At 69.5% G+C, this 18,337-nt stretch carries 18 protein-coding genes; 7 read left to right on the top strand and 11 right to left on the bottom strand.

Going from position 1 to position 18,337, the window contains the following annotated elements; all coding sequences use genetic code 11:
- On the bottom strand, positions 1-1,457 hold a 1,457-nt coding region (glmS, locus tag Q0C12_RS11715), incomplete at its 3' end, for a glutamine--fructose-6-phosphate transaminase (isomerizing) (RefSeq protein WP_290890492.1).
- Between the two features lie 212 nt (positions 1,458-1,669).
- On the opposite strand from glmS, the gene Q0C12_RS11710 reads away from it, so the two are divergent.
- Genes Q0C12_RS11710 through Q0C12_RS11685 form a run of 6 tightly spaced genes read left to right on the top strand, consistent with a single transcriptional unit; the run spans position 1,670 to position 8,925 of the window.
- Complete coding sequence (locus tag Q0C12_RS11710) at positions 1,670-2,938, top strand: efflux RND transporter periplasmic adaptor subunit (RefSeq protein ID WP_290890491.1); 1,269 nt, start codon at positions 1,670-1,672, stop codon at positions 2,936-2,938.
- A 32-nt stretch (positions 2,939-2,970) separates the two neighbouring features.
- Positions 2,971-3,690, top strand: a complete 720-nt coding sequence (locus tag Q0C12_RS11705; RefSeq protein WP_290890490.1) for an ABC transporter ATP-binding protein — start codon at positions 2,971-2,973, stop codon at positions 3,688-3,690.
- Between the two features lie 13 nt (positions 3,691-3,703).
- Positions 3,704-5,011, top strand: coding sequence for an ABC transporter permease (locus Q0C12_RS11700; protein ID WP_290890489.1), 1,308 nt, complete (start codon positions 3,704-3,706; stop codon positions 5,009-5,011).
- Between the two features lie 8 nt (positions 5,012-5,019).
- Positions 5,020-6,234, top strand: a complete 1,215-nt coding sequence (locus Q0C12_RS11695) for an FtsX-like permease family protein (protein ID WP_290890488.1) — start codon at positions 5,020-5,022, stop codon at positions 6,232-6,234.
- 11 nt (positions 6,235-6,245) lie between these two features.
- Positions 6,246-7,598, top strand: a complete 1,353-nt coding sequence (locus tag Q0C12_RS11690; protein WP_290890487.1) for a sigma-54 dependent transcriptional regulator — start codon at positions 6,246-6,248, stop codon at positions 7,596-7,598.
- Position 7,599: 1 nt separating this feature from the next.
- Positions 7,600-8,925, top strand: a complete 1,326-nt coding sequence (locus tag Q0C12_RS11685) for an ATP-binding protein (RefSeq protein ID WP_290890486.1) — start codon at positions 7,600-7,602, stop codon at positions 8,923-8,925.
- A 32-nt stretch (positions 8,926-8,957) separates the two neighbouring features.
- Here Q0C12_RS11685 and glmU read toward each other — a convergent pair whose 3' ends face one another.
- Positions 8,958-10,325 (bottom strand): bifunctional UDP-N-acetylglucosamine diphosphorylase/glucosamine-1-phosphate N-acetyltransferase GlmU, encoded by a 1,368-nt coding sequence (gene glmU / locus Q0C12_RS11680; protein WP_290890485.1) that lies wholly within the window; start codon positions 10,323-10,325, stop codon positions 8,958-8,960.
- 58 nt (positions 10,326-10,383) lie between these two features.
- Here glmU and Q0C12_RS11675 point away from each other — a divergent pair, with 58 nt between their 5' ends.
- Positions 10,384-10,782, top strand: coding sequence for a GtrA family protein (locus Q0C12_RS11675; protein ID WP_290890484.1), 399 nt, complete (start codon positions 10,384-10,386; stop codon positions 10,780-10,782).
- Positions 10,783-10,842: 60 nt separating this feature from the next.
- Here the strand turns inward: Q0C12_RS11675 and Q0C12_RS11670 are convergent, their stop codons facing one another.
- From Q0C12_RS11670 to Q0C12_RS11630, 9 genes are all read right to left on the bottom strand, one after another.
- Positions 10,843-11,268: a F0F1 ATP synthase subunit epsilon gene (locus tag Q0C12_RS11670; protein ID WP_034212050.1), complete on the bottom strand. Its 426-nt coding sequence runs from the start codon at positions 11,266-11,268 to the stop codon at positions 10,843-10,845.
- A 61-nt stretch (positions 11,269-11,329) separates the two neighbouring features.
- Entirely contained in the window at positions 11,330-12,739 is a 1,410-nt protein-coding gene (atpD, locus tag Q0C12_RS11665; RefSeq protein ID WP_290890483.1) for a F0F1 ATP synthase subunit beta, read from the bottom strand.
- 100 nt (positions 12,740-12,839) lie between these two features.
- Positions 12,840-13,703: a F0F1 ATP synthase subunit gamma gene (atpG, locus tag Q0C12_RS11660; RefSeq protein WP_290890482.1), complete on the bottom strand. Its 864-nt coding sequence runs from the start codon at positions 13,701-13,703 to the stop codon at positions 12,840-12,842.
- 9 nt (positions 13,704-13,712) lie between these two features.
- The gene (gene atpA, locus Q0C12_RS11655) at positions 13,713-15,257 is read right to left on the bottom strand and encodes a F0F1 ATP synthase subunit alpha (RefSeq protein ID WP_290890481.1); all 1,545 of its coding nucleotides are present in this window, start codon (positions 15,255-15,257) and stop codon (positions 13,713-13,715) included.
- Between the two features lie 57 nt (positions 15,258-15,314).
- The gene (locus Q0C12_RS11650; RefSeq protein WP_290890480.1) at positions 15,315-15,845 is read right to left on the bottom strand and encodes a F0F1 ATP synthase subunit delta; all 531 of its coding nucleotides are present in this window, start codon (positions 15,843-15,845) and stop codon (positions 15,315-15,317) included.
- Between the two features lie 13 nt (positions 15,846-15,858).
- On the bottom strand, positions 15,859-16,329 hold the full coding sequence (locus tag Q0C12_RS11645) for a F0F1 ATP synthase subunit B (RefSeq protein ID WP_034212060.1): 471 nt from the start codon (positions 16,327-16,329) through the stop codon (positions 15,859-15,861).
- Positions 16,330-16,423: 94 nt separating this feature from the next.
- On the bottom strand, positions 16,424-16,708 hold the full coding sequence (gene atpE / locus Q0C12_RS11640; protein ID WP_034212061.1) for a F0F1 ATP synthase subunit C: 285 nt from the start codon (positions 16,706-16,708) through the stop codon (positions 16,424-16,426).
- A gap of 58 nt (positions 16,709-16,766) precedes the next feature.
- Positions 16,767-17,564 (bottom strand): F0F1 ATP synthase subunit A, encoded by a 798-nt coding sequence (gene atpB / locus Q0C12_RS11635; protein ID WP_290890479.1) that lies wholly within the window; start codon positions 17,562-17,564, stop codon positions 16,767-16,769.
- 20 nt (positions 17,565-17,584) lie between these two features.
- Positions 17,585-17,956: a hypothetical protein gene (locus Q0C12_RS11630; protein WP_290890478.1), complete on the bottom strand. Its 372-nt coding sequence runs from the start codon at positions 17,954-17,956 to the stop codon at positions 17,585-17,587.
- Between the last annotated feature and the right edge of the window lie 381 nt (positions 17,957-18,337).

The following is an 18,337-nucleotide window of genomic DNA, read 5'->3' as shown; positions in this document are numbered from 1 at the left end:
AGCTTGAGCGCGCCCTCCATCGCCACCGGCCAGTGCGTGCCGCGGCCCAGGAACAGCGCGTGCTGCTTGCCGGCGAAGCGCTCGGCCAGCGCCTTGATGTCGTCGTCGAGCTTCAGCGTCTCGACGATCAGGCCCGGCAGTTGCTCGAGCTGGCGCACGCCGTCAGCGTAGCGGGCGTCGTCCAGGCCCTTGCTGCGCGCCAGCGCCAGCGCGAACAGCGCCAGCGCCACCAGCTGGGTGGTGAAGGCCTTGGTCGAGGCGACGCCGATCTCGGGGCCGGCGCGGGTCATCAGCACCAGCGACGATTCCCGCACGATCGAGGACTCGGGCACGTTGCACACCGCCAGCTGCGCCAGGTAGGGCATCTGCTTGGCCAGCTTGAGCGCGGCCAGGGTGTCGGCGGTTTCGCCGGACTGGGAAATGGTGAGGAACAGCGTGCCTTCGCGCACCACCGGGTCGCGGTAGCGGTACTCGCTGGCGATCTCGGTCGTGCAGGGCACGCCGGCCAGCTGTTCGATCCAGTAACGCGCCACCAGGCCGGCATGGTAGCTGGTGCCGCAGGCGATGATGTGCACGGCCTGGGTGGCGGCCAGCAACTGCTCGGCCTCGACGCCGAAGATCTGGGTGAGCACCTTGCCGCCGGCGATGCGGCCTTCCAGCGTGTCGGCCACGGCCTGCGCCTGCTCGTGGATTTCCTTGAGCATGTAGTGGGCGTAGTCGCCGCGCTGCACGGCGTCGGCGTTGAACTGCGACTCCTTGACCTCGCGCTGCACTTTCTCGCCCGCGAGCGTGTACACCTGCACGCCGGCGGTGGAGAGTTCGGCGACGTCGCCTTCCTCCAGGTACAGGAAGCGGCGGGTCAGCGGCAGCAGCGCGTGCACGTCGGAGCCGAAGTACTGCTCGCCCTCGCCCAGGCCGACCACCAGCGGCGAGCCCAGGCGCGCGCCGACCAGGGTGCCCGGCTCGCGCGCCGAGACCACCACGATGGCGTAGGCGCCGTGCAGCTGCGGCACCACCTCCTGCACCGCCTGCAGCAGCGTGCGCCCGGCGCGCTGGGCGCGCTCGACCATGTGCGCAATCACTTCGGTGTCGGTCTGCGAGCTGAATTCGTAGCCCTGCGCCTGCAGCTCGGCGCGCAGGGCGGCGTGGTTCTCGATGATGCCGTTGTGCACCACGCTGACCTGGCCCGACACATGCGGGTGGGCGTTGCCTTCGCTGGGCACGCCGTGGGTGGCCCAGCGGGTGTGGGCGATGCCGCAGTGGCCATCGAGGCCGGTTTCAAGCTGCAGCGCGGCCAGGTCGCGGACCTTGCCCTTGGCGCGCAGGCGGACGATGCCGTCGGGGCCGAGCAGGGCCACGCCGGCCGAGTCATAGCCGCGGTACTCCAGCGCCGCCAGGCCGTCGATCAGGTGCTTGACGATGTTGCGCTGGGCGCTGATGCCGACGATTCCGCACATGGACACAGATTCCGGGGATGAAGGCCGCCAGTTTACGGGATGCCGCGACCTCCCCTGCTGTACGGCCCGGCAATGTCCGGACGCTCCCGGCGCGGACGCCGGGCGGACGGCCGCGGACGCCGGCGGCGGGCAAGGATAGGCTTTCCAATCAAGCACTTGGGGCTTGGCACGGGTCGTGCATTTCCTTCCCCGACCTTGCCATGGAACCCGACATGATCCGCGACACTTCCGCCCAGGACCGCGCCGTCACTCCGCCCGCCGGCCATCGCCGTCGCGGCCTGCTGGCCAAGGCGGCCATCGGCGCCGCCGTCGTCGTTGCGCTGGTGCTGCTGGTGATGGGCTGGTCGTCCAGCGACCGCTCGGTCTCGGCCGCGCGCGTGCGCATCGCCGACGTCACCCAGGGCACCTTCGTCCGCGACGTCGCGGTCGAGGGCCGCGTCGTGGCCGCGGTCAGCCCCACGCTGTACGCGCCGGTCGCCGGCACCATCACGCTCACCGCCCAGGCGGGCGCGACGGTGAAGCGCGGCGACGTGCTGGCGCGTCTCGACTCGCCGGAGCTCACCAACGAACTCGCCCGCGAGCAGTCCACGCTCGCCAGTCTCGAGGCCGAGGTCGGCCGCCAGCGCATCACCGCGCGCCAGGCCAGCCTGCTGACCCGCCGCACCACCGACGAGGCCGAACTGGCCCTGACCACCGCCCAGCGCGACCTGCAGCGCGCCGAACGCGGCCACGGGCTGGGCGTCGTTTCCGAAGTGGACCTGCTGGCCGCGCGCGACGCCGTGCGCTCGGCCGAGATCCGGCTCAGCCACGCCAAGGCCGACAGCGGCCTGGCGCAGCAGTCCACCGCCTTCGACCTGACCACCCGCGAGCGCGCGCTGGAGCGCCAGGCACTGGTGGTGGCCGACCTGCAGCGCCGGGTCGAGGACCTGCAGATCCGCGCGCCGGTGGACGGCATCGTCGGCACCGTGTCGGTGACCGATCGCGCGGTGGTGGTGGCCAATGCGCCGCTGGTCACCGTGGTCGACCTCTCGCGCCTGGAAGTGGAGCTGGAAGCCCCGGAGACCTACGCCGACGACCTGGGCATCGGCATGAGCGCCGACGTCCGCATCGGCAGCGCGCAGGCGCCGGGCAAGATCAGCGCGATCTCGCCGGAAGTGGTCGCCAGCCGCGTCCGCGTCCGCGTCGCCTTCGAGGGCGAGCAGCCGGCCGGCCTGCGCCAGAACCAGCGCGTCAACGCCCGCATCCTGATCGACGAACGCGCCGACACCCTGATGCTGCCGCGCGGCCCCTTCATCGAGGCCCAGGGCGGGCGCACCGCCTGGGTGGTCGAGGACGGCGTCGCCGTGCGACGGCCGATCCGCCTCGGCACCGCCAGCGTCACCCACGTCGAAGTGCTCGAGGGCCTGGCCGTCGGCGAGTCGGTGGTGATCGCGGGCACCGACACCTTCGACGATGCCGAACGCGTCCAGCTCAACGACTGATTCCCTTCCCTTTCGCCGCCAAGGAAACCGCCATGCTCCGCATGAACAACCTCAGCAAGATCTACCGCACCCACATGATCGAGACCCACGCCCTGCGCGGCTTCGACATCCACGTGCAGGAAGGCGAGTTCGTGGCCGTCACCGGCCCCTCGGGCTCGGGCAAGACCACCTTCCTCAACATCGCCGGCCTGCTGGAGGAGTTCACCGACGGCACCTACCTGCTCGATGGGGTCGAAGTGCGCGGCCTGTCCGACGACAAGCGCTCGCGCCTGCGCAACGAGAAGATCGGTTTCATCTTCCAGGGCTTCAACCTGATCCCGGACCTGAACTTGTTCGACAACGTGGACGTGCCGCTGCGCTACCGCGGCCTCAACGCCGCCGAGCGCAAGCGCCGCATCGACGATGCGCTGGGCAAGGTCGGCCTGGGCTCGCGCGCCAAGCACTACCCGGCCGAACTCTCCGGCGGCCAGCAGCAGCGCGTGGCGATCGCGCGCGCGCTGGCCGGCTCGCCGCGCCTGCTGCTGGCCGACGAGCCCACCGGCAACCTCGACACCCAGATGGCGCGCGGCGTGATGGAGCTGCTCGAGCAGATCAACGCCGAGGGCACCACCATCGTGATGGTCACCCACGACCCGGAGCTGGCGGCGCGCGCGGCCCGCAACGTGCACATCGTCGACGGCCAGGTCAGCGACCTGGTGCACCCGTCGCTGCCGCCGCGCGCGGTGGCCGCTTCCGCCGCCGCGGCGTCCTGATCCGGAGCACGCCATGTTTGCCTACTACTTCAAGCTGGGGCTGCGCAGCCTGCGCCGAAATCCCATCCTCACCGCGCTGATGGTGCTGACCCTGGCGGTCGGCGTCGCCACCAGCATGTCGACGCTGACCGTGCTGCGGGCGATGTCGGGCGATCCGATCCCGTCCAAGTCCGACCGGCTGTTCGTGGTGCAGGTGGACAACCAGCCGGCCGAGACGCCGGCGGGCCAGGCTCCGAACGACCACCTGAGCTGGATCGACGCGCGCGAGCTGCTCGCGGCCGGCGATGGCCTGCGCCGCAGCGCGATGTACGCGGTCGGTGGCGTCGCCGAGCCCGACGGCGAAGCCGGCAACGTCCTCATCAATGGCCTGGCCGTGGGCGCCGACTTCTTCCCGATGTTCGACGTCCCCTTCCGCCACGGCGGGCCGTGGAGCGCCGAAGTGGATGCGCGCGGCGGCACCGAGGTGGTGCTGTCGGCGGCCTTCGCCGAGCGTCTGTTCGGGACCGAGGACCCGACCGGCCGGCGCCTGCGCATGTTCGATCGCGAGTTCGTGGTCAGCGGCGTGCTGGCGCCCTGGCAGCCGATGCCGAAGTTCTACTGGCTGATCGGCGGCAACAACCGCTTCGGCGAGACCGAGGACGTGTTCATCCCGCTCAACACCGCCATCGCCAACGAGTCCAACCCCAACGGCAACGTCAACTGCAGCGGCGACGGCCCGGAGCCGGGCTACACCGGCCTGCTCAACTCCGAATGCGTGTTCATGCAGTACTGGGTCGAGCTGGCCGATGCCGGTGAGCGCACCGCCTACCGCGAGCGCCTGGGCGCCTACATCGAGGGCCAGAAGGCCCTGGGCCGCCTGCCGGTCGGCGAGCGCTCGCGCCTGCTGGACGTGCGCGAGTGGATGGTCGAGCAGGACGTGCTCGGCGACGACACCATCCTGCAGACGCTGCTGGCGCTGGGCTTCCTGCTGGTGTGCGTGGTCAACACCATCGGCCTGCTGCTCGCCAAGTTCACCGCCCACGCCGGCGAGATCGGCGTGCGCCGCGCGCTGGGCGCCACCCGCACGCAGGTGTTCCAGCAGTACCTGGTCCAGGCCGGCGTGGTCGGCGCGGCCGGCGGCCTGGTCGGGCTCGGCCTCACCTTCGGCGGATTGTGGCTGCTGGCGCGGCAGTCCGAGGAGGTCGCCGCCGTGGCCCGCATGGACCCGATGATGCTGATGGCCACCGTGGCCGTCGCCATCCTGGCCGCCGTGCTTGCCGGCCTGTTGCCCACCTGGCGCGCCTGCCAGGTCGTCCCCGCCATCCAGCTCAAGACCCAGTGAGGCCCGCCATGGAAATCCGCCCCATCCTTTCCGCGCTGCTGCGCTCCAAGACCGGCGCGCTGCTGATCGCGGCCCAGGTCGCGCTGACGCTGGCCATCCTCGGCAACGCCGCCTACATCGTGCAGGACCGCCTGGCGGTCTCGGCGCGCCCCACCGGCGTGGACGAGGACAACGTGTTCTTCATCCGGTTCTACGGCTTCCGCGAGGGCATCGACGTGCCGGCCATGCTCGATGCCGACCTGGCGATGATGCGCGCCATGCCCGGCGTGGCTTCGGTCGCCACCGCCAACATGGCGCCGCTGAACCAGTCGGGCTGGAACCTGAGCGTGCAGCCGAACTCCAACGACCCGGCGGTCGAAAGCACCAACACGGCCTTCTACTTCAGCTCCGAGGACCTGGTCGAGACGCTGGGGCTGGAGCTGGTCGAAGGCCGCTACTTCACCCCGGACGAAGTGCAGGTGATCGAGCCCTCGCTTGCCAACATCAGTCCGCGCCAGGTGGTCCTGTCACGCGCGCTGGCGAAGCAGTTGTTCCCGGACGACCAGAGCTATGTCGGCAAGGCGGTCTACCTAGGCGATTCGCGCATGGAGGTGATCGGCGTGATCGCCCGGCTGCAGTCTCCCTGGGCCCAGCTGGGCGACGCGGCGGAGCGCTCGATGATCGTGCCGTTGCGCCAACTCACCCCGACCGCGCAGTACCTGGTCCGGGCCGAGCCCGGCCAGCTCGACAAGGTCATGCGCGAGGTCGAGGACGCGCTGGTCGCGGCGCGCGACGACCGGGTCATGACCAGCAACCGGAGCATCAAGGAGGCACGGGCGATCCGCTACCGCGCCGACCGCTCGCTGGCCTGGATGCTGATCACGGTGATGGGCCTGCTGGTGCTGGTGACGGCCTCGGGCATCGTCGGCATGGCCTCGCTGTGGGTGAACCAGCGCCGCAAGCAGATCGGCGTGCGGCGCGCGATCGGCGCCCGCCGGCACGACATCCTGCGCTACTTCCTGGTCGAGAATTTCATGGTCACCAGCTTCGGCATCGCCGTGGGCCTGGGCCTGGCGCTTGCGCTGAACCAGTGGCTGGTGAGCGCGCTGGAAGTGCCGCGCCTGCCGCTGGCCATCCTGCCTGCCGGCGTGGTCGCGCTGTGGGCCCTGGGCCTGCTGGCGGCCCTGGGACCGGCCTGGCGCGCGGCGCGCATCCCGCCGGCCGAAGCGACCCGCAGTGTGTGAGAATTCCGGCCATGCCTACCGTCCTGGTGATCGACGACAACCCGGCCATCGCCACCGCGCTGGAGGTGCTGTTCTCGCTGCATGACCTGCGCACGCTGCACGCGGGCGGGCCGGAGGAAGGGCTGCGCCTGCTGGCCGAAACGCCGGTGGACCTGGTGGTGCAGGACATGAACTTCCGCGCCGACACCACCTCGGGCGAGGAAGGCGAGGCCTTGTTCAGGCAGATCCGCGCGGCGCATCCGGACCTGCCGATCGTGCTGCTGACGGCGTGGACCCACCTCGACGCGGCCGTCAGCCTCGTCAAGGCGGGCGCCGCCGACTACCTGGGCAAGCCCTGGGACGATGCGCGGCTGATGGCCTCGGTGTCGAACCTGATCGAGCTGGGCCAGGCCAACCGCCTGCTGGCGCGCGAACGCGGCGCGCGCCAGCGCACCCGCAGCGCCATCGAATCGAAGCTCGACCTGCGCGGCATGGTCTGGGCCGACGATGCGATGGCGCGGCTGCTGGGCCTGGCGGCGCAGGTGGCGCAGGCCGACGTGCCGGTGCTGGTGACCGGCCCGAACGGCTCGGGCAAGGAAGTCATCGCCGGCATCCTGCAAGCCAACTCCGCGGTGAAGTCCGGGCCGTTCGTGACGCTCAACTGCGGCGCCCTGCCGGCGGAACTGATCGAGGCCGAGCTGTTCGGCGCCGAGGCCGGCGCGTACACGGGCGCCACCAAGGCCCGCGAGGGCAAGTTCGAGGCCGCCGACGGCGGCACGCTGTTCTTGGATGAAATCGGCAACCTGCCGCCCGCCGGGCAGATGAAGCTGCTGCGCGTCCTCGAGACCGGCCGCTTCGAGCGCCTGGGCAGCAACCGCGAGCGCCAGGTGCGCGTGCGCGTGATCAGCGCCACCAACGCCGACCTGCCGGCGATGATCCGCGCGGGCCAGTTCCGCGAAGACCTCTACTACCGCCTGAACCTGATCGAGCTGCGGTTGCCGCCGCTGGCCGAACGCCCCGACGATATCCTGCCGCTGGCCGAGCACTTCGTCGCCGGCGCCAAGCCGCTGTCGCCCGGGGCGCGCGAGGCGCTGCTGCGGCATCGCTGGCCAGGCAACGTGCGCGAGCTGAAGAACACGCTGCAGCGCGCCCTGCTGCTGGGCACCGCGCCGGAAGTGCTGGCCACCGACCTGGGCCTGCCGTCGTCGACCAATGCCCCCGTGGCGCCGGCCGCGCCCGCCACCGACTCCGAACCCGACCGCGCCGCGATCGAGGCCGCCATCGCCCGCGCCAACGGCGTGCTGGCGCAGGCCGCGGCCGAACTCGGGTTGAGCCGGCAGGCGCTGTATCGCCGCCTCGAACGCCTGGGCATCGGGCGCGGCTGAGATGGCGAAGGCGCGCGGCGCACGCTGGTCGCTGGCGGGACGGCTCGCTGGCCTGGCGTTCGCGCTGGTGCTGGCGGCGGTCGCGCTGGCGGTCGGGCTTCAGGCCTGGCTGGCGTCGCCACCCGTGGCGTTCGCGCTCACGCTGATCGTGATGCTGCCGGTGGTGGCGATCGCGGTCAGGCAGTTCCTGCAGCCGATGCTTTCGCTGTTCCGCGCCCTGGGCGGCACCGTGGACAGTTATCGCGACGGCGATTTCAGCTTCGGCCTCGCCTGGCGCCGCAACGACGAGATCGCCGAGCTGGTCGATACCCACAATGCGCTCGGCGACGCGCTGCGCGAGCAGCGCCTGGCGCTGATCCAGCGCGAGCTGCTGCTCGACACGATGGTGCAGAACACGCCGGTGGCGATGGTGCTGGTGGATCCTGCCGGCCGCGTGACCTACGCCAACCTTGCCGCAAGGCGCGAGTTCAACCGCGGGCGGCGGCTCGAAGGGCACGCGCTCGACGGGCTGCTGGCGCAGGCCCCGGCGCCGCTGCGCGATGCGATCGAATCGGGCCGGGACGGGCTGTTCGGGATGGGCGAGGACGACGACGAGCAGACCTGGCACGTCTCCCACCGCGAGTTTCGCCTCAACGGCCGGCCGCAGCGCCTGCTGATGCTGCGCCAGCTCACCACCGAGCTGCGGCGGCAGGAAGTACAGACCTGGAAGAAGGTCATCCGCGTCATCAGCCACGAGCTCAACAACTCGCTGGCGCCCGTCGCCTCGCTGGCGCATTCGGGCGCCGAACTCACGCGTCGCGGCCAGCACGCACGGCTCGAGTCGGTGTTCGCCACCATCGAAGAGCGGGCGCGTCACCTGGAAGGGTTCATCCGCGGCTACGCCAGCTTCGCCAAGCTGCCTTCGCCGCGGCTGGAGGCGGTAATGTGGCCGGCGCTGGTCGAGCGCCTGCGCAGCCAGGTCGGCTTCACGCTCGAAGGCGAGCTGCCCGAGGAGCCGGCGCGCCTGGACGTGCCGCAGATCGAACAGGCGCTGCTGAACCTGCTCAAGAACGCGCACGAGTCCGGTTCACCGCCGGAGGGCGTGACGCTGCGCGTGCGGCGCCTGCCCGGCCAGCTGCGCATCGAGATCGGCGACCGCGGCACCGGCATGAGCGACGCCGTGCTGGCGAATGCGCTGGTGCCGTTCTATTCCACCAAGCGCAGCGGCACGGGCCTCGGCTTGGCGCTGGCCCGCGAGATCGCCGAAGCGCACGGCGGCCGCATCAGCCTTGGCAACCGCAAGGAGGGCGGGCTGGTCGTTACCCTCGTGCTGCCCACCGCCGATTGACACCCGTGGGAGGGACTTCCGTCCCACGGGCGCTATTTCTTGGTGGGACGCTGCCAGCCGTCGACGGTTTGCTGGCGGCCGCGGGCGACGGTGAGCTTGCCGGCGGGGGCAGGCTTGCTGATGACCGAGCCGGCGCCGATGGTGGCCTGCTCGCCGATGGTGACCGGCGCCACCAGCGACGAGTTCGAGCCGATGAAAGCGCCGTCACCGATCGTGGTGGTGGATTTGTTCACGCCGTCGTAGTTGCAGGTGATGGTGCCGGCGCCGATGTTCACCGCGCTGCCGATCTCGGCGTCGCCCAGGTAGCTGAGGTGGTTGGCCTTGCTGCCCGGCCCCAGGCGCGCCTTCTTGGTTTCGACGAAGTTGCCGATGTGCACGTCGTCGGCCAGCTCGGTGCCCGGGCGCAGGCGGGCGTAGGGCCCGATGGTGCAGCCGGCGCCGGCCGCCACGCCCTCGAGGTCGCTGTGCGCGCGCACCACGGTGCCAGCGCCCAGCACCACGTCGCGCAGGCGGCAGAAGGGCCCGATGCGGACCTCGTCGCCGAGCACCACGTGGCCTTCGAGGATCACGTTGGCATCGATCTCGACGTCCCGACCGGCCACGACCGTGCCGCGCTGGTCGTAGCGCGCGGGGTCGGCCAGGCGCACGCCTTCGCGCATCAGGGCTTCGGCGGCGCGGCGCTGGAAGGCGCGCTCCAGTCTTGCCAGCTGGATCGGATCGTTGGCGCCCTCGGCCTCGCCGCGTACCGCGCAGCCCACCTGCGCCGCGGCGCGGCCGTCGGCGCGCGCCATGGCGAAGATGTCGGTGAGGTAGTACTCGGCCTGCGCATTGTCGTTGCCCAGCCGGCCCAGCCAACGACGCAGGTCGGCAGCGGGTGCGGCGACCACGCCGGTGTTGACCAGGCGCACCGCGCGCTGGCGCTCGTCCGCGTCCTTGTCTTCGACGATGGCCTGCACGTCGCCGTTGCCGTCGAGCACCACGCGGCCGTAGCCGGTCGGGTCGTCCAGGGTTTCGGTGAGCACGGCGGCGCGGCTGCCGGCGGCTTCGAGCAGGCGGCGCAGCGTATCCACGGTGATCAGGGGGACGTCGGCGTAGAGCACCAGCACGCGGGCACGGTCGGGCACGCCCGGCATGGCCTGCAGCACGGCGTGGCCGGTGCCCAGCTGTTTCGCCTGTTCGGCCCAGTGCAGGTCGGCCTGGCCGGCGAAGGCGGCGCGCACTTGGTCGCCGCCGTGGCCATAGACGATGTGGATGCCCGCGGCGCCCAGGGACCGCGCGGTATCGATGGCGTGCGCCAGCATCGGTCGGCCGGCGATGGCCTGCAGCACCTTCGGAGTGCGCGACTTCATCCGCTTGCCCTCGCCCGCGGCGAGGATGATCACGTGCAGTGCCTGGGTCATGGGTTCCCTCCTGGCCCCTAGTATCGGCGCGCCGGCGCGGCGCTGCTAGCATGCGCGAATGACCGGCCACCCGCACCCGATTACCCGGCAAGCCCTGCTTTTCCTGGCCGTTGGCGGCGCCCAGCTGCTACTCGACAGCGCGGTGTTCATCGGCCTGACGGCGCTGGGCCTGCCGCTGGTGCTGGGAAACGTGCTCGGCCGCGTGGCGGGCGCCAGCCTCGGCTACTGGCTCAACGGCCGCTACACCTTCGCCCGGAGCGGCGAGCCGCAGCTGGAGCGGCGGCATCTGTGGCGTTTCCTGGTGGCCTGGTCGGCGCTGACGGTGCTGAGCACCGCGCTGTTGGCCGGGGTGGAGTCGGCGGCGGGGCTGTCCGGGTCGTGGCTGGCCAAGCCGGTGGTCGAGGCACTGATGGCCGCCATCGGATTCGTGGTCTGGCGCCAATGGGTCTACCGCTGAACCCCGGAAAGCAAAACGCCGGCACGGGGCCGGCGTTTCGTCGAACCGCGTGCCGCCGGCTCAGTGCTTGAGGTTCTTGCGCAGGCGCTCGAGCGCCTGCAGCTGCGCCATCGCTTCGGCCAGGCGGGCCTGGGCTTCGGCGATTTCCATGGCTTCGCCGCGGTTGGCCAGCACGCGCTCGGCTTCGGCCTTGGCTTCCTTGGCCTTGGCCTCGTCGAGGTCGGCGGCGCGGATGGCGGTGTCGGTGAGCACGGTCACCACCTGCGGCTGCACCTCGAGGATGCCGCCGGAGACGTAGAAGAACTGCTCTTCGCCGTTGGCCAGGATGACGCGCACCTGGCCGGGCTTGAGCCGGGTGATCAGCGGGGCGTGGCGCGGCGCGATGCCGAGTTCGCCCAGCTCGCCGGTGGCCACGACCATCTGCACTTCGCCGTGGAAGATCTCTTCCTCGGCGCTGACGATGTCGCAACGGATGGTGCTTGCCATGATGAAATTCCTGCATTTGCCCCCTCTCCCGCTTGCGGGAGAGGGCCGGGGAGAGGGCTGCTTACGCCGCCGCGCTCATCTTCTTGGCCTTCTCGAAGGCCTCATCGATACCGCCCACCATGTAGAAAGCCTGCTCCGGCAGGTGGTCGCACTCGCCGTCGCAGATCATGCGGAAGCCACGGATGGTTTCCTTCAGCGTGACGTACTTGCCCGGCGAGCCGGTGAAGACTTCCGCCACGTGGAAGGGCTGCGAGAAGAAGCGCTCGATCTTGCGGGCGCGGGACACGGCCTGCTTGTCTTCTTCGCTCAGCTCGTCCATGCCCAGGATCGCGATGATGTCCTTGAGCTCCTTGTACTTCTGCAGGGTGGCCTGCACGCGGCGCGCGGTGTCGTAGTGCTCGTTGCCGATGACGTTCGGGTCGAGCTGGCGCGAGGTCGAGTCCAGCGGATCGACGGCCGGGTAGATGCCCAGCGAGGCGATGTTTCGCGACAGCACGACGGTGGCGTCGAGGTGGGCGAAGGTGGTCGCCGGCGACGGGTCGGTCAGGTCGTCCGCGGGCACGTACACGGCCTGGATCGAGGTGATCGAGCCGGTCTTGGTCGAGGTGATGCGCTCCTGCAGGACGCCCATTTCCTCGGCCAGGGTGGGCTGGTAACCCACGGCCGACGGCATGCGGCCCAGCAGCGCCGACACTTCGGTACCGGCCAGGGTGTAGCGGTAGATGTTGTCGACGAAGAACAGGATGTCGCGGCCCTTGCCGGTGGCCGGGTCGATGTCGTCGCGGAAGTACTCGGCCATGGTCAGGCCGGTCAGCGCGACGCGCAGGCGGTTGCCCGGCGGCTCGTTCATCTGGCCGTACACCATCGCGACCTTGTCCAGGACGTTGGAGTCCTTCATCTCGTGGTAGAAGTCGTTGCCCTCGCGGGTACGCTCACCCACGCCCGCGAACACCGAGAGGCCGGCGTGCTGCTTGGCGATGTTGTTGATGAGTTCCATCATGTTGACGGTCTTGCCGACGCCGGCGCCGCCGAACAGGCCGACCTTGCCGCCCTTGGCGAACGGGCACATCAGGTCGATCACCTTGATGCCGGTTTCCAGCAGCTCGTTGCCCGAGGACTGCTCTTCATACGAAGGCGCGGCGCGGTGGATCTCCCAGTGGTCCTTGGTGTTGACCGGACCGGCCTCGTCGATCGGGCGACCGAGCACGTCCATGATGCGACCCAGGGTCTCCTTGCCGACCGGCACGGAGATCGCGGCGCCGGTGTTGCGGGCGACCAGGTTGCGCTTCAGGCCGTCGGTCGAGCCGAGCGCGATGGTGCGCACGACGCCGTCGCCGAGCTGCTGCTGCACCTCGAGCGTGATCTCGGTGCCGTCGACCTTCAGTGCGTCGTACACCTTCGGCACGTCCGCGCGCGGGAACTCGACGTCCACGACCGCGCCGATGATCTGAACAATCTTGCCCTGGCTCATTGCTGTTTCCTCTGGGAAGCGATTCTTTGGTTTGTGGAAGCGGTGGAGGCTGCGAGGCGAAGGGCTTCGCGGCTGAAGCCGCTCCTACAAGGGGTTTGGGTCAAACTGCGGCGGCGCCGCCGACGATCTCCGAGATTTCCTGGGTGATCGCGGCCTGGCGGGCCTTGTTGTAGATCAGGTTCAACGTGCCGATCAGCTTGGTGGCGTTGTCGGAGGCCGCCTTCATGGCCACCATGCGCGCCGCGTGCTCGGACGCCAGGTTCTCGAGGACCGCCTGGTAAACCAGCGACTCGACGTAACGGGTGAGCACCTGGTCCAGCACGGTGGCCGGGTCGGGCTCGTACAGGTAGTCCCAGTCGTGCTTGGCGTCGAGCTTCTCGGCGGCCGGCAGCGGCAGCAGCTGGTCCTGCGTGGCGCGCTGGGTCATCGTGTTGATGAAGTCGTTGTAGCAGAGGAACACGCGGTCGAGGGTGCCGGCGGCGTAGCCGTCCAGCATCACCTTGATCACGCCGACCAGCTGGTCCAGCGCCGGCTTCTCGCCCAGGTGGGTGACCGTGCCGACCATGTTGACCTTCAGCCGGCGGAAGAAGACCGAGGCCTTCTGGCCGATGCAGACCACGTCGACCTCGACGCCCTTCTCCTGCCAGCCGCGCATGTCGGCCAGGATGCGGCGGAACATCTGCGAGTTCAGGCCGCCGCACAGGCCGCGGTCGGTGGACACCACGATGTAGCCGATGCGCTTGATGCCGTCGCGCTTGGCCATGAACGGGTGCACGTACTCGGTGTTCGCCTGCGCGATGTGGCCGATGACCTGGCGCATCAGGCGCGCATACGGGCGCGAGGCCTTCATGCGGTCCTGCGCCTTGCGGATCTTCGATGCCGAGACCATCTCGAGCGCGCGGGTCACCTTTCGGGTGTTCTGCACGCTCTTGATCTTGGTCTTGATTTCCCTGCCGCCAGCCATGTCAGTTCCTTACCAGGTACCGGTGGACTTGAACTCGGTGATGACCTGCTTGAACTGGGCTTCGATTTCCTTGTCCCAGGCGCCGGTCTCGACGATCTTCTTCTCGAGCTCGCCCTGGGTGTTGCTCAGGTGGGCGTGCAGGCCGGCTTCCACGGCCAGGATCTTGTTCAGCGGCACGTCGTCGAGGTAGCCCTCGTTGACGGCGTAGATGGACAGCGCCATCTGGGCGATCGACATCGGCGCGTACTGCTTCTGCTTCATCAGCTCGGTGACGCGCTGGCCGCGCTCGAGCTGCTTGCGGGTGGCTTCGTCGAGATCGGAGGCGAACTGGGCGAAGGCCGCGAGCTCGCGGTACTGCGCCAGCGAGATGCGGATGCCGCCCGAGAGCTTCTTCATGATCGTGGTCTGCGCGGCGCCGCCGACGCGGGACACGGAGATACCGGCGTTCACGGCCGGGCGGATGCCGGCGTTGAACAGGTCGGTCTCGAGGAAGATCTGGCCGTCGGTGATCGAGATCACGTTGGTCGGCACGAAGGCCGAGACGTCACCGGCCTGGGTCTCGATGATCGGCAGCGCGGTGAGCGAGCCGGTCTTGCCCTTCACGGCACCGTTGGTGAACTTCTCGACGTACTCGGCCGAGACGCGGGCCGCGCGCTCGAGCAGGCGCGAGTGCAGGTAGAACACGTCGCCGGGGTAGGCTTCGCGGCCCGGCGGGCGGCGCAGCAGCAGCGAGATCTGGCGGTAGGCGACGGCCTGCTTGGACAGGTCGTCGTACACGATCAGGGCGTCTTCGCCGCGGTCCATGAAGTACTCGCCCATGGCGCAGCCGGAGTACGGGGCGATGTACTGCATCGCGGCCGACTCGGACGCCGAGGCGGCGACCACCGTGGTGTAGGCCATCGCGCCGTTCTCTTCGAGGCGGCGGACGATGTTGGCGATGGTCGAGTTCTTCTGGCCGATGGCCACGTAGACGCACTTAACGCCCGAGGACTTCTGGTTGATGATCGCGTCGATCGCCAGGGCGGTCTTGCCGGTCTGGCGGTCGCCGATGACCAGCTCGCGCTGGCCGCGGCCGATCGGGATCATGCTGTCGACCGACTTGTAGCCGGTCTGCACCGGCTGGGCGACGGACTGGCGCCAGATCACGCCCGGGGCCACGCGCTCGACCGGCGAGCTCAGCTTGGCGTTCAGCGGGCCCTTGCCGTCGATCGGCTCGCCCAGCGCGTTGACCACGCGGCCAAGCAGCTCGGGACCGACCGGCACTTCGAGGATGCGGTTGGTGGTCTTGGCCACGTCGCCTTCGCGCAGGTGCTCGTAGTCACCCAGCACCACGGCGCCGACCGAGTCGCGCTCGAGGTTCAGCGCCAGCGCGAACGTGCTGTTCGGCAGCTCGACCATTTCGCCCTGCATCACGTCGGCCAGGCCGTGGATGCGCACGATGCCGTCGGAGACGGAGGTCACGGTGCCTTCGTTGCGGGCGTCGGCCGAGAGGCCGGCCGATTCGATGCGGGCCTTGATCAGTTCACTGATTTCGGACGGGTTGAGCGTCTGCATGGGTATGTCCCTGGGTCGTCCGGCCGGGGCCGGCGCTTGGTTCAAAGGAAAATCGGATCAGTTCGCCAGCGCCGCGCCGAGGCGCGCCAGCTTGGTGCGGATCGAGCCATCGATGACCACGTCGCCCGCGTCCACGACGGCACCGCCGATCAGGGCGGGGTCGACGCTGGCGGTGATCTCGACCTCGCGGCCGAAGCGACGCTTGAGCGAAGCGGTGAGGCGGGCGATGGCGTCGGCGTCCAGGGCGACCGCGGAGGTCACCGTCGCCTTGACGACACGCTCGGCCTCGGCGCGCAGGTGCTCGTACAGCCCGGCGATTTCCGGCAGCAGCGCCAGGCGCCGGTTGGCAGCCAGCACGCCGACGAAGCGCTCGAAGCCGGCATCGGCCTCGCCCTTCGGCATCACCATGCGGGCCAGCGACGCGGCATCCATGCGCGGGTGGCCGAACAGGGCCTGCACGTCGGGATGGGCGGCCACCTGGGCGGCGAAGCCCAGCATGCCCGACCACTTGGGCAGCGCGCCCTGGGCCTGCGCGAGCGAGAACGCGGCGCGGGCGTAGGGGCGTGCGAGGGTGACTGCTTGGCTCATGGCGGCGTCCGGATCAGATGTCGGCGGCGAGCTCGTCCAGCAGCGCCTTGTGGGCGTTGCCGTCGATCTCCTTGCGGATCAGGCGCTCGGCACCGGCCACGGCGAGCGCACCGACCTGGCGGCGCAGCTCTTCCTTGGCGCGGGTGGCCGCGGCGTCGATCTCGGCGTCGGCCTGGATGCGGATGCGCTTGGCTTCCGCATGGGCCTCGTCCTTGGCGAGGTCGATGATCTGGGCGCGACGGGCCTCGGCCTGGGCGATGATCTCGTTGGCCTTGGCGCGGGCTTCGCGCAGGACCTCGTTGACCTTCTCCTCGGCCTGCGCCAGGTCCTTCTTGCTGCGGTCGGCAGCGGCCAGGCCCTCGGCGATCTTCTGCTGGCGCTCCTCGATGGCAGCGAGCAGCGGCGGCCAGATCTTGGTCGCGATGATCCAGATGAGGCCTGCGAAGGCCAGCGCCTGGGCGATCAGGGTTGCATTGATGTTCATGGCTGCGCTCTATCCGGTGTCTTTCGGGACCCTTGCGGATCCTGCACGGCAACCCGCGCCGGCGGTCAGCCGGGCGCGGGCTTGGTGGGGCGGATTAGCCCAGGCGCTCGATGAACGGGCCGATCAGCGGGTTCGCGAAGGCGAACATCAGGCCGACGGCGACCGTGATGATGAACGCGGCGTCGATCAGGCCGGCGGTGATGAACATGCGGACCTGCAGGACCGGGATCAGCTCCGGCTGGCGGGCGGCGGACTCGAGGAACTTGCCGGCCATGATGGCCAGGCCCAGGCCGGCGCCGAGGGCGGCGAGGCCGATCATGATGCCGATGGCCAGGATGGTCGAGGCCTGAACGTTGGCGAGGAGGGCGAGAGCTTCCATGGTGTTTCTCCGAGCGGATTTACGAGTGAAAGGAAAGGATGAAGGTTTGCAGCGTGGTTCAGTGATGCTCTTCCATGAGGCTCAGGTACACGATCGAGAGCATCATGAAGATGAAGGCCTGCAGCGGGATCACCAGCAGGTGGAACAGCATCCACCCGAGGCCGAAGACGCCCGCGGCGATCGCACCGGCGATGCCGACGCCGCCGAGGACCCAGATCAGCAGGAACACGATCTCGCCGCCGTACATGTTGCCGAACAGTCGCATCGCCAGCGAAACCGGCTTGCTGAGCAGCTCGACGATGTTGAGCAGGATGTTGGCCGGGAACATCCACGGGCCGAACGGCGCGGTGAAGAACTCATGGATGAAGCCACCCAGGCCCTTCGCGCGCAGGGCGAAGAAGATCATCAGGAAGAACACGCTGAACGACATGCCGAGGGTGGCGTTGACGTCGGCGGTGGGCACCGGCTTCCAGTATTCGATGCCGGCGGCGTGCAGCGGAATGGCGAAGAAGTCGGCCGGGATCATCTTGATGAGGTTCATCATCAGGATCCAGCAGAACAAGGTAATGGCGATCGGCGTCACCAGCTTGCTGCGGCCCGGGTAGGCGTCGCGCGCCTGGGCGTCGACGAACTCGAGCACGATCTCGACGAAGGCCTGCCACTTGCCCGGCACGCCGGACGTGGCCTTGCGGGTGGCCAGCCAGAAGGCGAACACCATGGTGAAGCCCATCAGCGCCGCCATGACCAGCGTGTCGACGTTGAGCTGCCAGAAGCCGCCCTCGCCGAACTGGATGGTCAGGTTCTTGAGGTGGTGCTGGATGTAGCTCGTCGGGGTGAGTTCGGCTTCGCTTGCCATTGCGTCCAACCTGTATGAATTCATCGTCGCTGCATTGCCGTCACCGCGGATGCGGCTAGGGCGGCCACCAGCCCCGCCAGCAGCGGCAGCGGCGGGAGCTTCCAGACACCGATCGCCAGCACGCCAAGCGCCAGGACCAGCACCCACTTGGCGAGCACGCCGACCACGAGGCGCATCAATGCGCCGGTCGCGTCGGTAACTCCGCCGCCGAGCAGCGCGCGCCCCATCAGGAACGTGCCCAGCGCGACCGCCACGGCCCCGGTCATCGTCGCCGCCGCCGCCGGCAGCCCGTACAGGGCGCCCAGCAGGGCCGCCACGACACCCCCGGCCAGCAACTGTGCCAGCGCGGCTTTACGCGCCAGGCGGTTCGTGGCTGCAGGGGTTCGGGACACGGTGGATCCAAGCAAGCCCAAGGAAACCCCGGGGCGTGGGGCGCAAATTATACGCGTGCGTGCGGGCCCGGCTCAAGGGCGAAAAGCGTGAATTTCAGCCCTTTCGCCAATCTTTTTTGCACGCCCCGGACCCCGGCGCCGACCTTGCGGAAGGCGTGTCGGCACGGCGCACCGGACCAGCAGCGCCACGCCCGAGCCGAGTCGCACAGTGGCACACGAGGCACCGAATATCGAAGGCCGCCAACGCCTGCGCGCCGGTGGAAAAGGAAAACGCCGCCCTATAGTGGCGGCGTTTTGGGATGACCCCTGGCGCTGACCTGTTGCGTCCGCGGCTGGGCCGCAAAAGGCGAAGGCCGGTCCACGTATGGACCGGCCTTCTGG

Source organism: Arenimonas sp. (assembly GCF_022842045.1).
Taxonomy (GTDB): domain Bacteria; phylum Pseudomonadota; class Gammaproteobacteria; order Xanthomonadales; family Xanthomonadaceae; genus Arenimonas.
This window is presented reverse-complemented; position numbering and strand designations above follow the sequence as displayed.

Bases quoted from the DNA above. Each gene is read 5' to 3' on its own strand.
- Q0C12_RS11695 (WP_290890488.1), top strand. From the start codon at position 5,020: ATGGAAATCCGCCCCATCCTTTCCGCGCTGCTGCGCTCCAAGACCGGC.
- atpE (WP_034212061.1), bottom strand. From the start codon at position 16,708: ATGGAAGCTCTCGCCCTCCTCGCCAACGTTCAGGCCTCGACCATCCTG.
- atpA (WP_290890481.1), bottom strand. From the start codon at position 15,257: ATGCAGACGCTCAACCCGTCCGAAATCAGTGAACTGATCAAGGCCCGC.
- Q0C12_RS11645 (WP_034212060.1), bottom strand. From the start codon at position 16,329: ATGAACATCAATGCAACCCTGATCGCCCAGGCGCTGGCCTTCGCAGGC.
- glmU (WP_290890485.1), bottom strand. From the start codon at position 10,325: ATGACCCAGGCACTGCACGTGATCATCCTCGCCGCGGGCGAGGGCAAG.
- Q0C12_RS11650 (WP_290890480.1), bottom strand. From the start codon at position 15,845: ATGAGCCAAGCAGTCACCCTCGCACGCCCCTACGCCCGCGCCGCGTTC.
- atpB (WP_290890479.1), bottom strand. From the start codon at position 17,564: ATGGCAAGCGAAGCCGAACTCACCCCGACGAGCTACATCCAGCACCAC.
- Q0C12_RS11700 (WP_290890489.1), top strand. From the start codon at position 3,704: ATGTTTGCCTACTACTTCAAGCTGGGGCTGCGCAGCCTGCGCCGAAAT.
- atpD (WP_290890483.1), bottom strand. From the start codon at position 12,739: ATGAGCCAGGGCAAGATTGTTCAGATCATCGGCGCGGTCGTGGACGTC.
- Q0C12_RS11675 (WP_290890484.1), top strand. From the start codon at position 10,384: ATGACCGGCCACCCGCACCCGATTACCCGGCAAGCCCTGCTTTTCCTG.
- Q0C12_RS11685 (WP_290890486.1), top strand. From the start codon at position 7,600: ATGGCGAAGGCGCGCGGCGCACGCTGGTCGCTGGCGGGACGGCTCGCT.
- Q0C12_RS11690 (WP_290890487.1), top strand. From the start codon at position 6,246: ATGCCTACCGTCCTGGTGATCGACGACAACCCGGCCATCGCCACCGCG.
- atpG (WP_290890482.1), bottom strand. From the start codon at position 13,703: ATGGCTGGCGGCAGGGAAATCAAGACCAAGATCAAGAGCGTGCAGAAC.
- Q0C12_RS11670 (WP_034212050.1), bottom strand. From the start codon at position 11,268: ATGGCAAGCACCATCCGTTGCGACATCGTCAGCGCCGAGGAAGAGATC.
- Q0C12_RS11705 (WP_290890490.1), top strand. From the start codon at position 2,971: ATGCTCCGCATGAACAACCTCAGCAAGATCTACCGCACCCACATGATC.
- Q0C12_RS11710 (WP_290890491.1), top strand. From the start codon at position 1,670: ATGATCCGCGACACTTCCGCCCAGGACCGCGCCGTCACTCCGCCCGCC.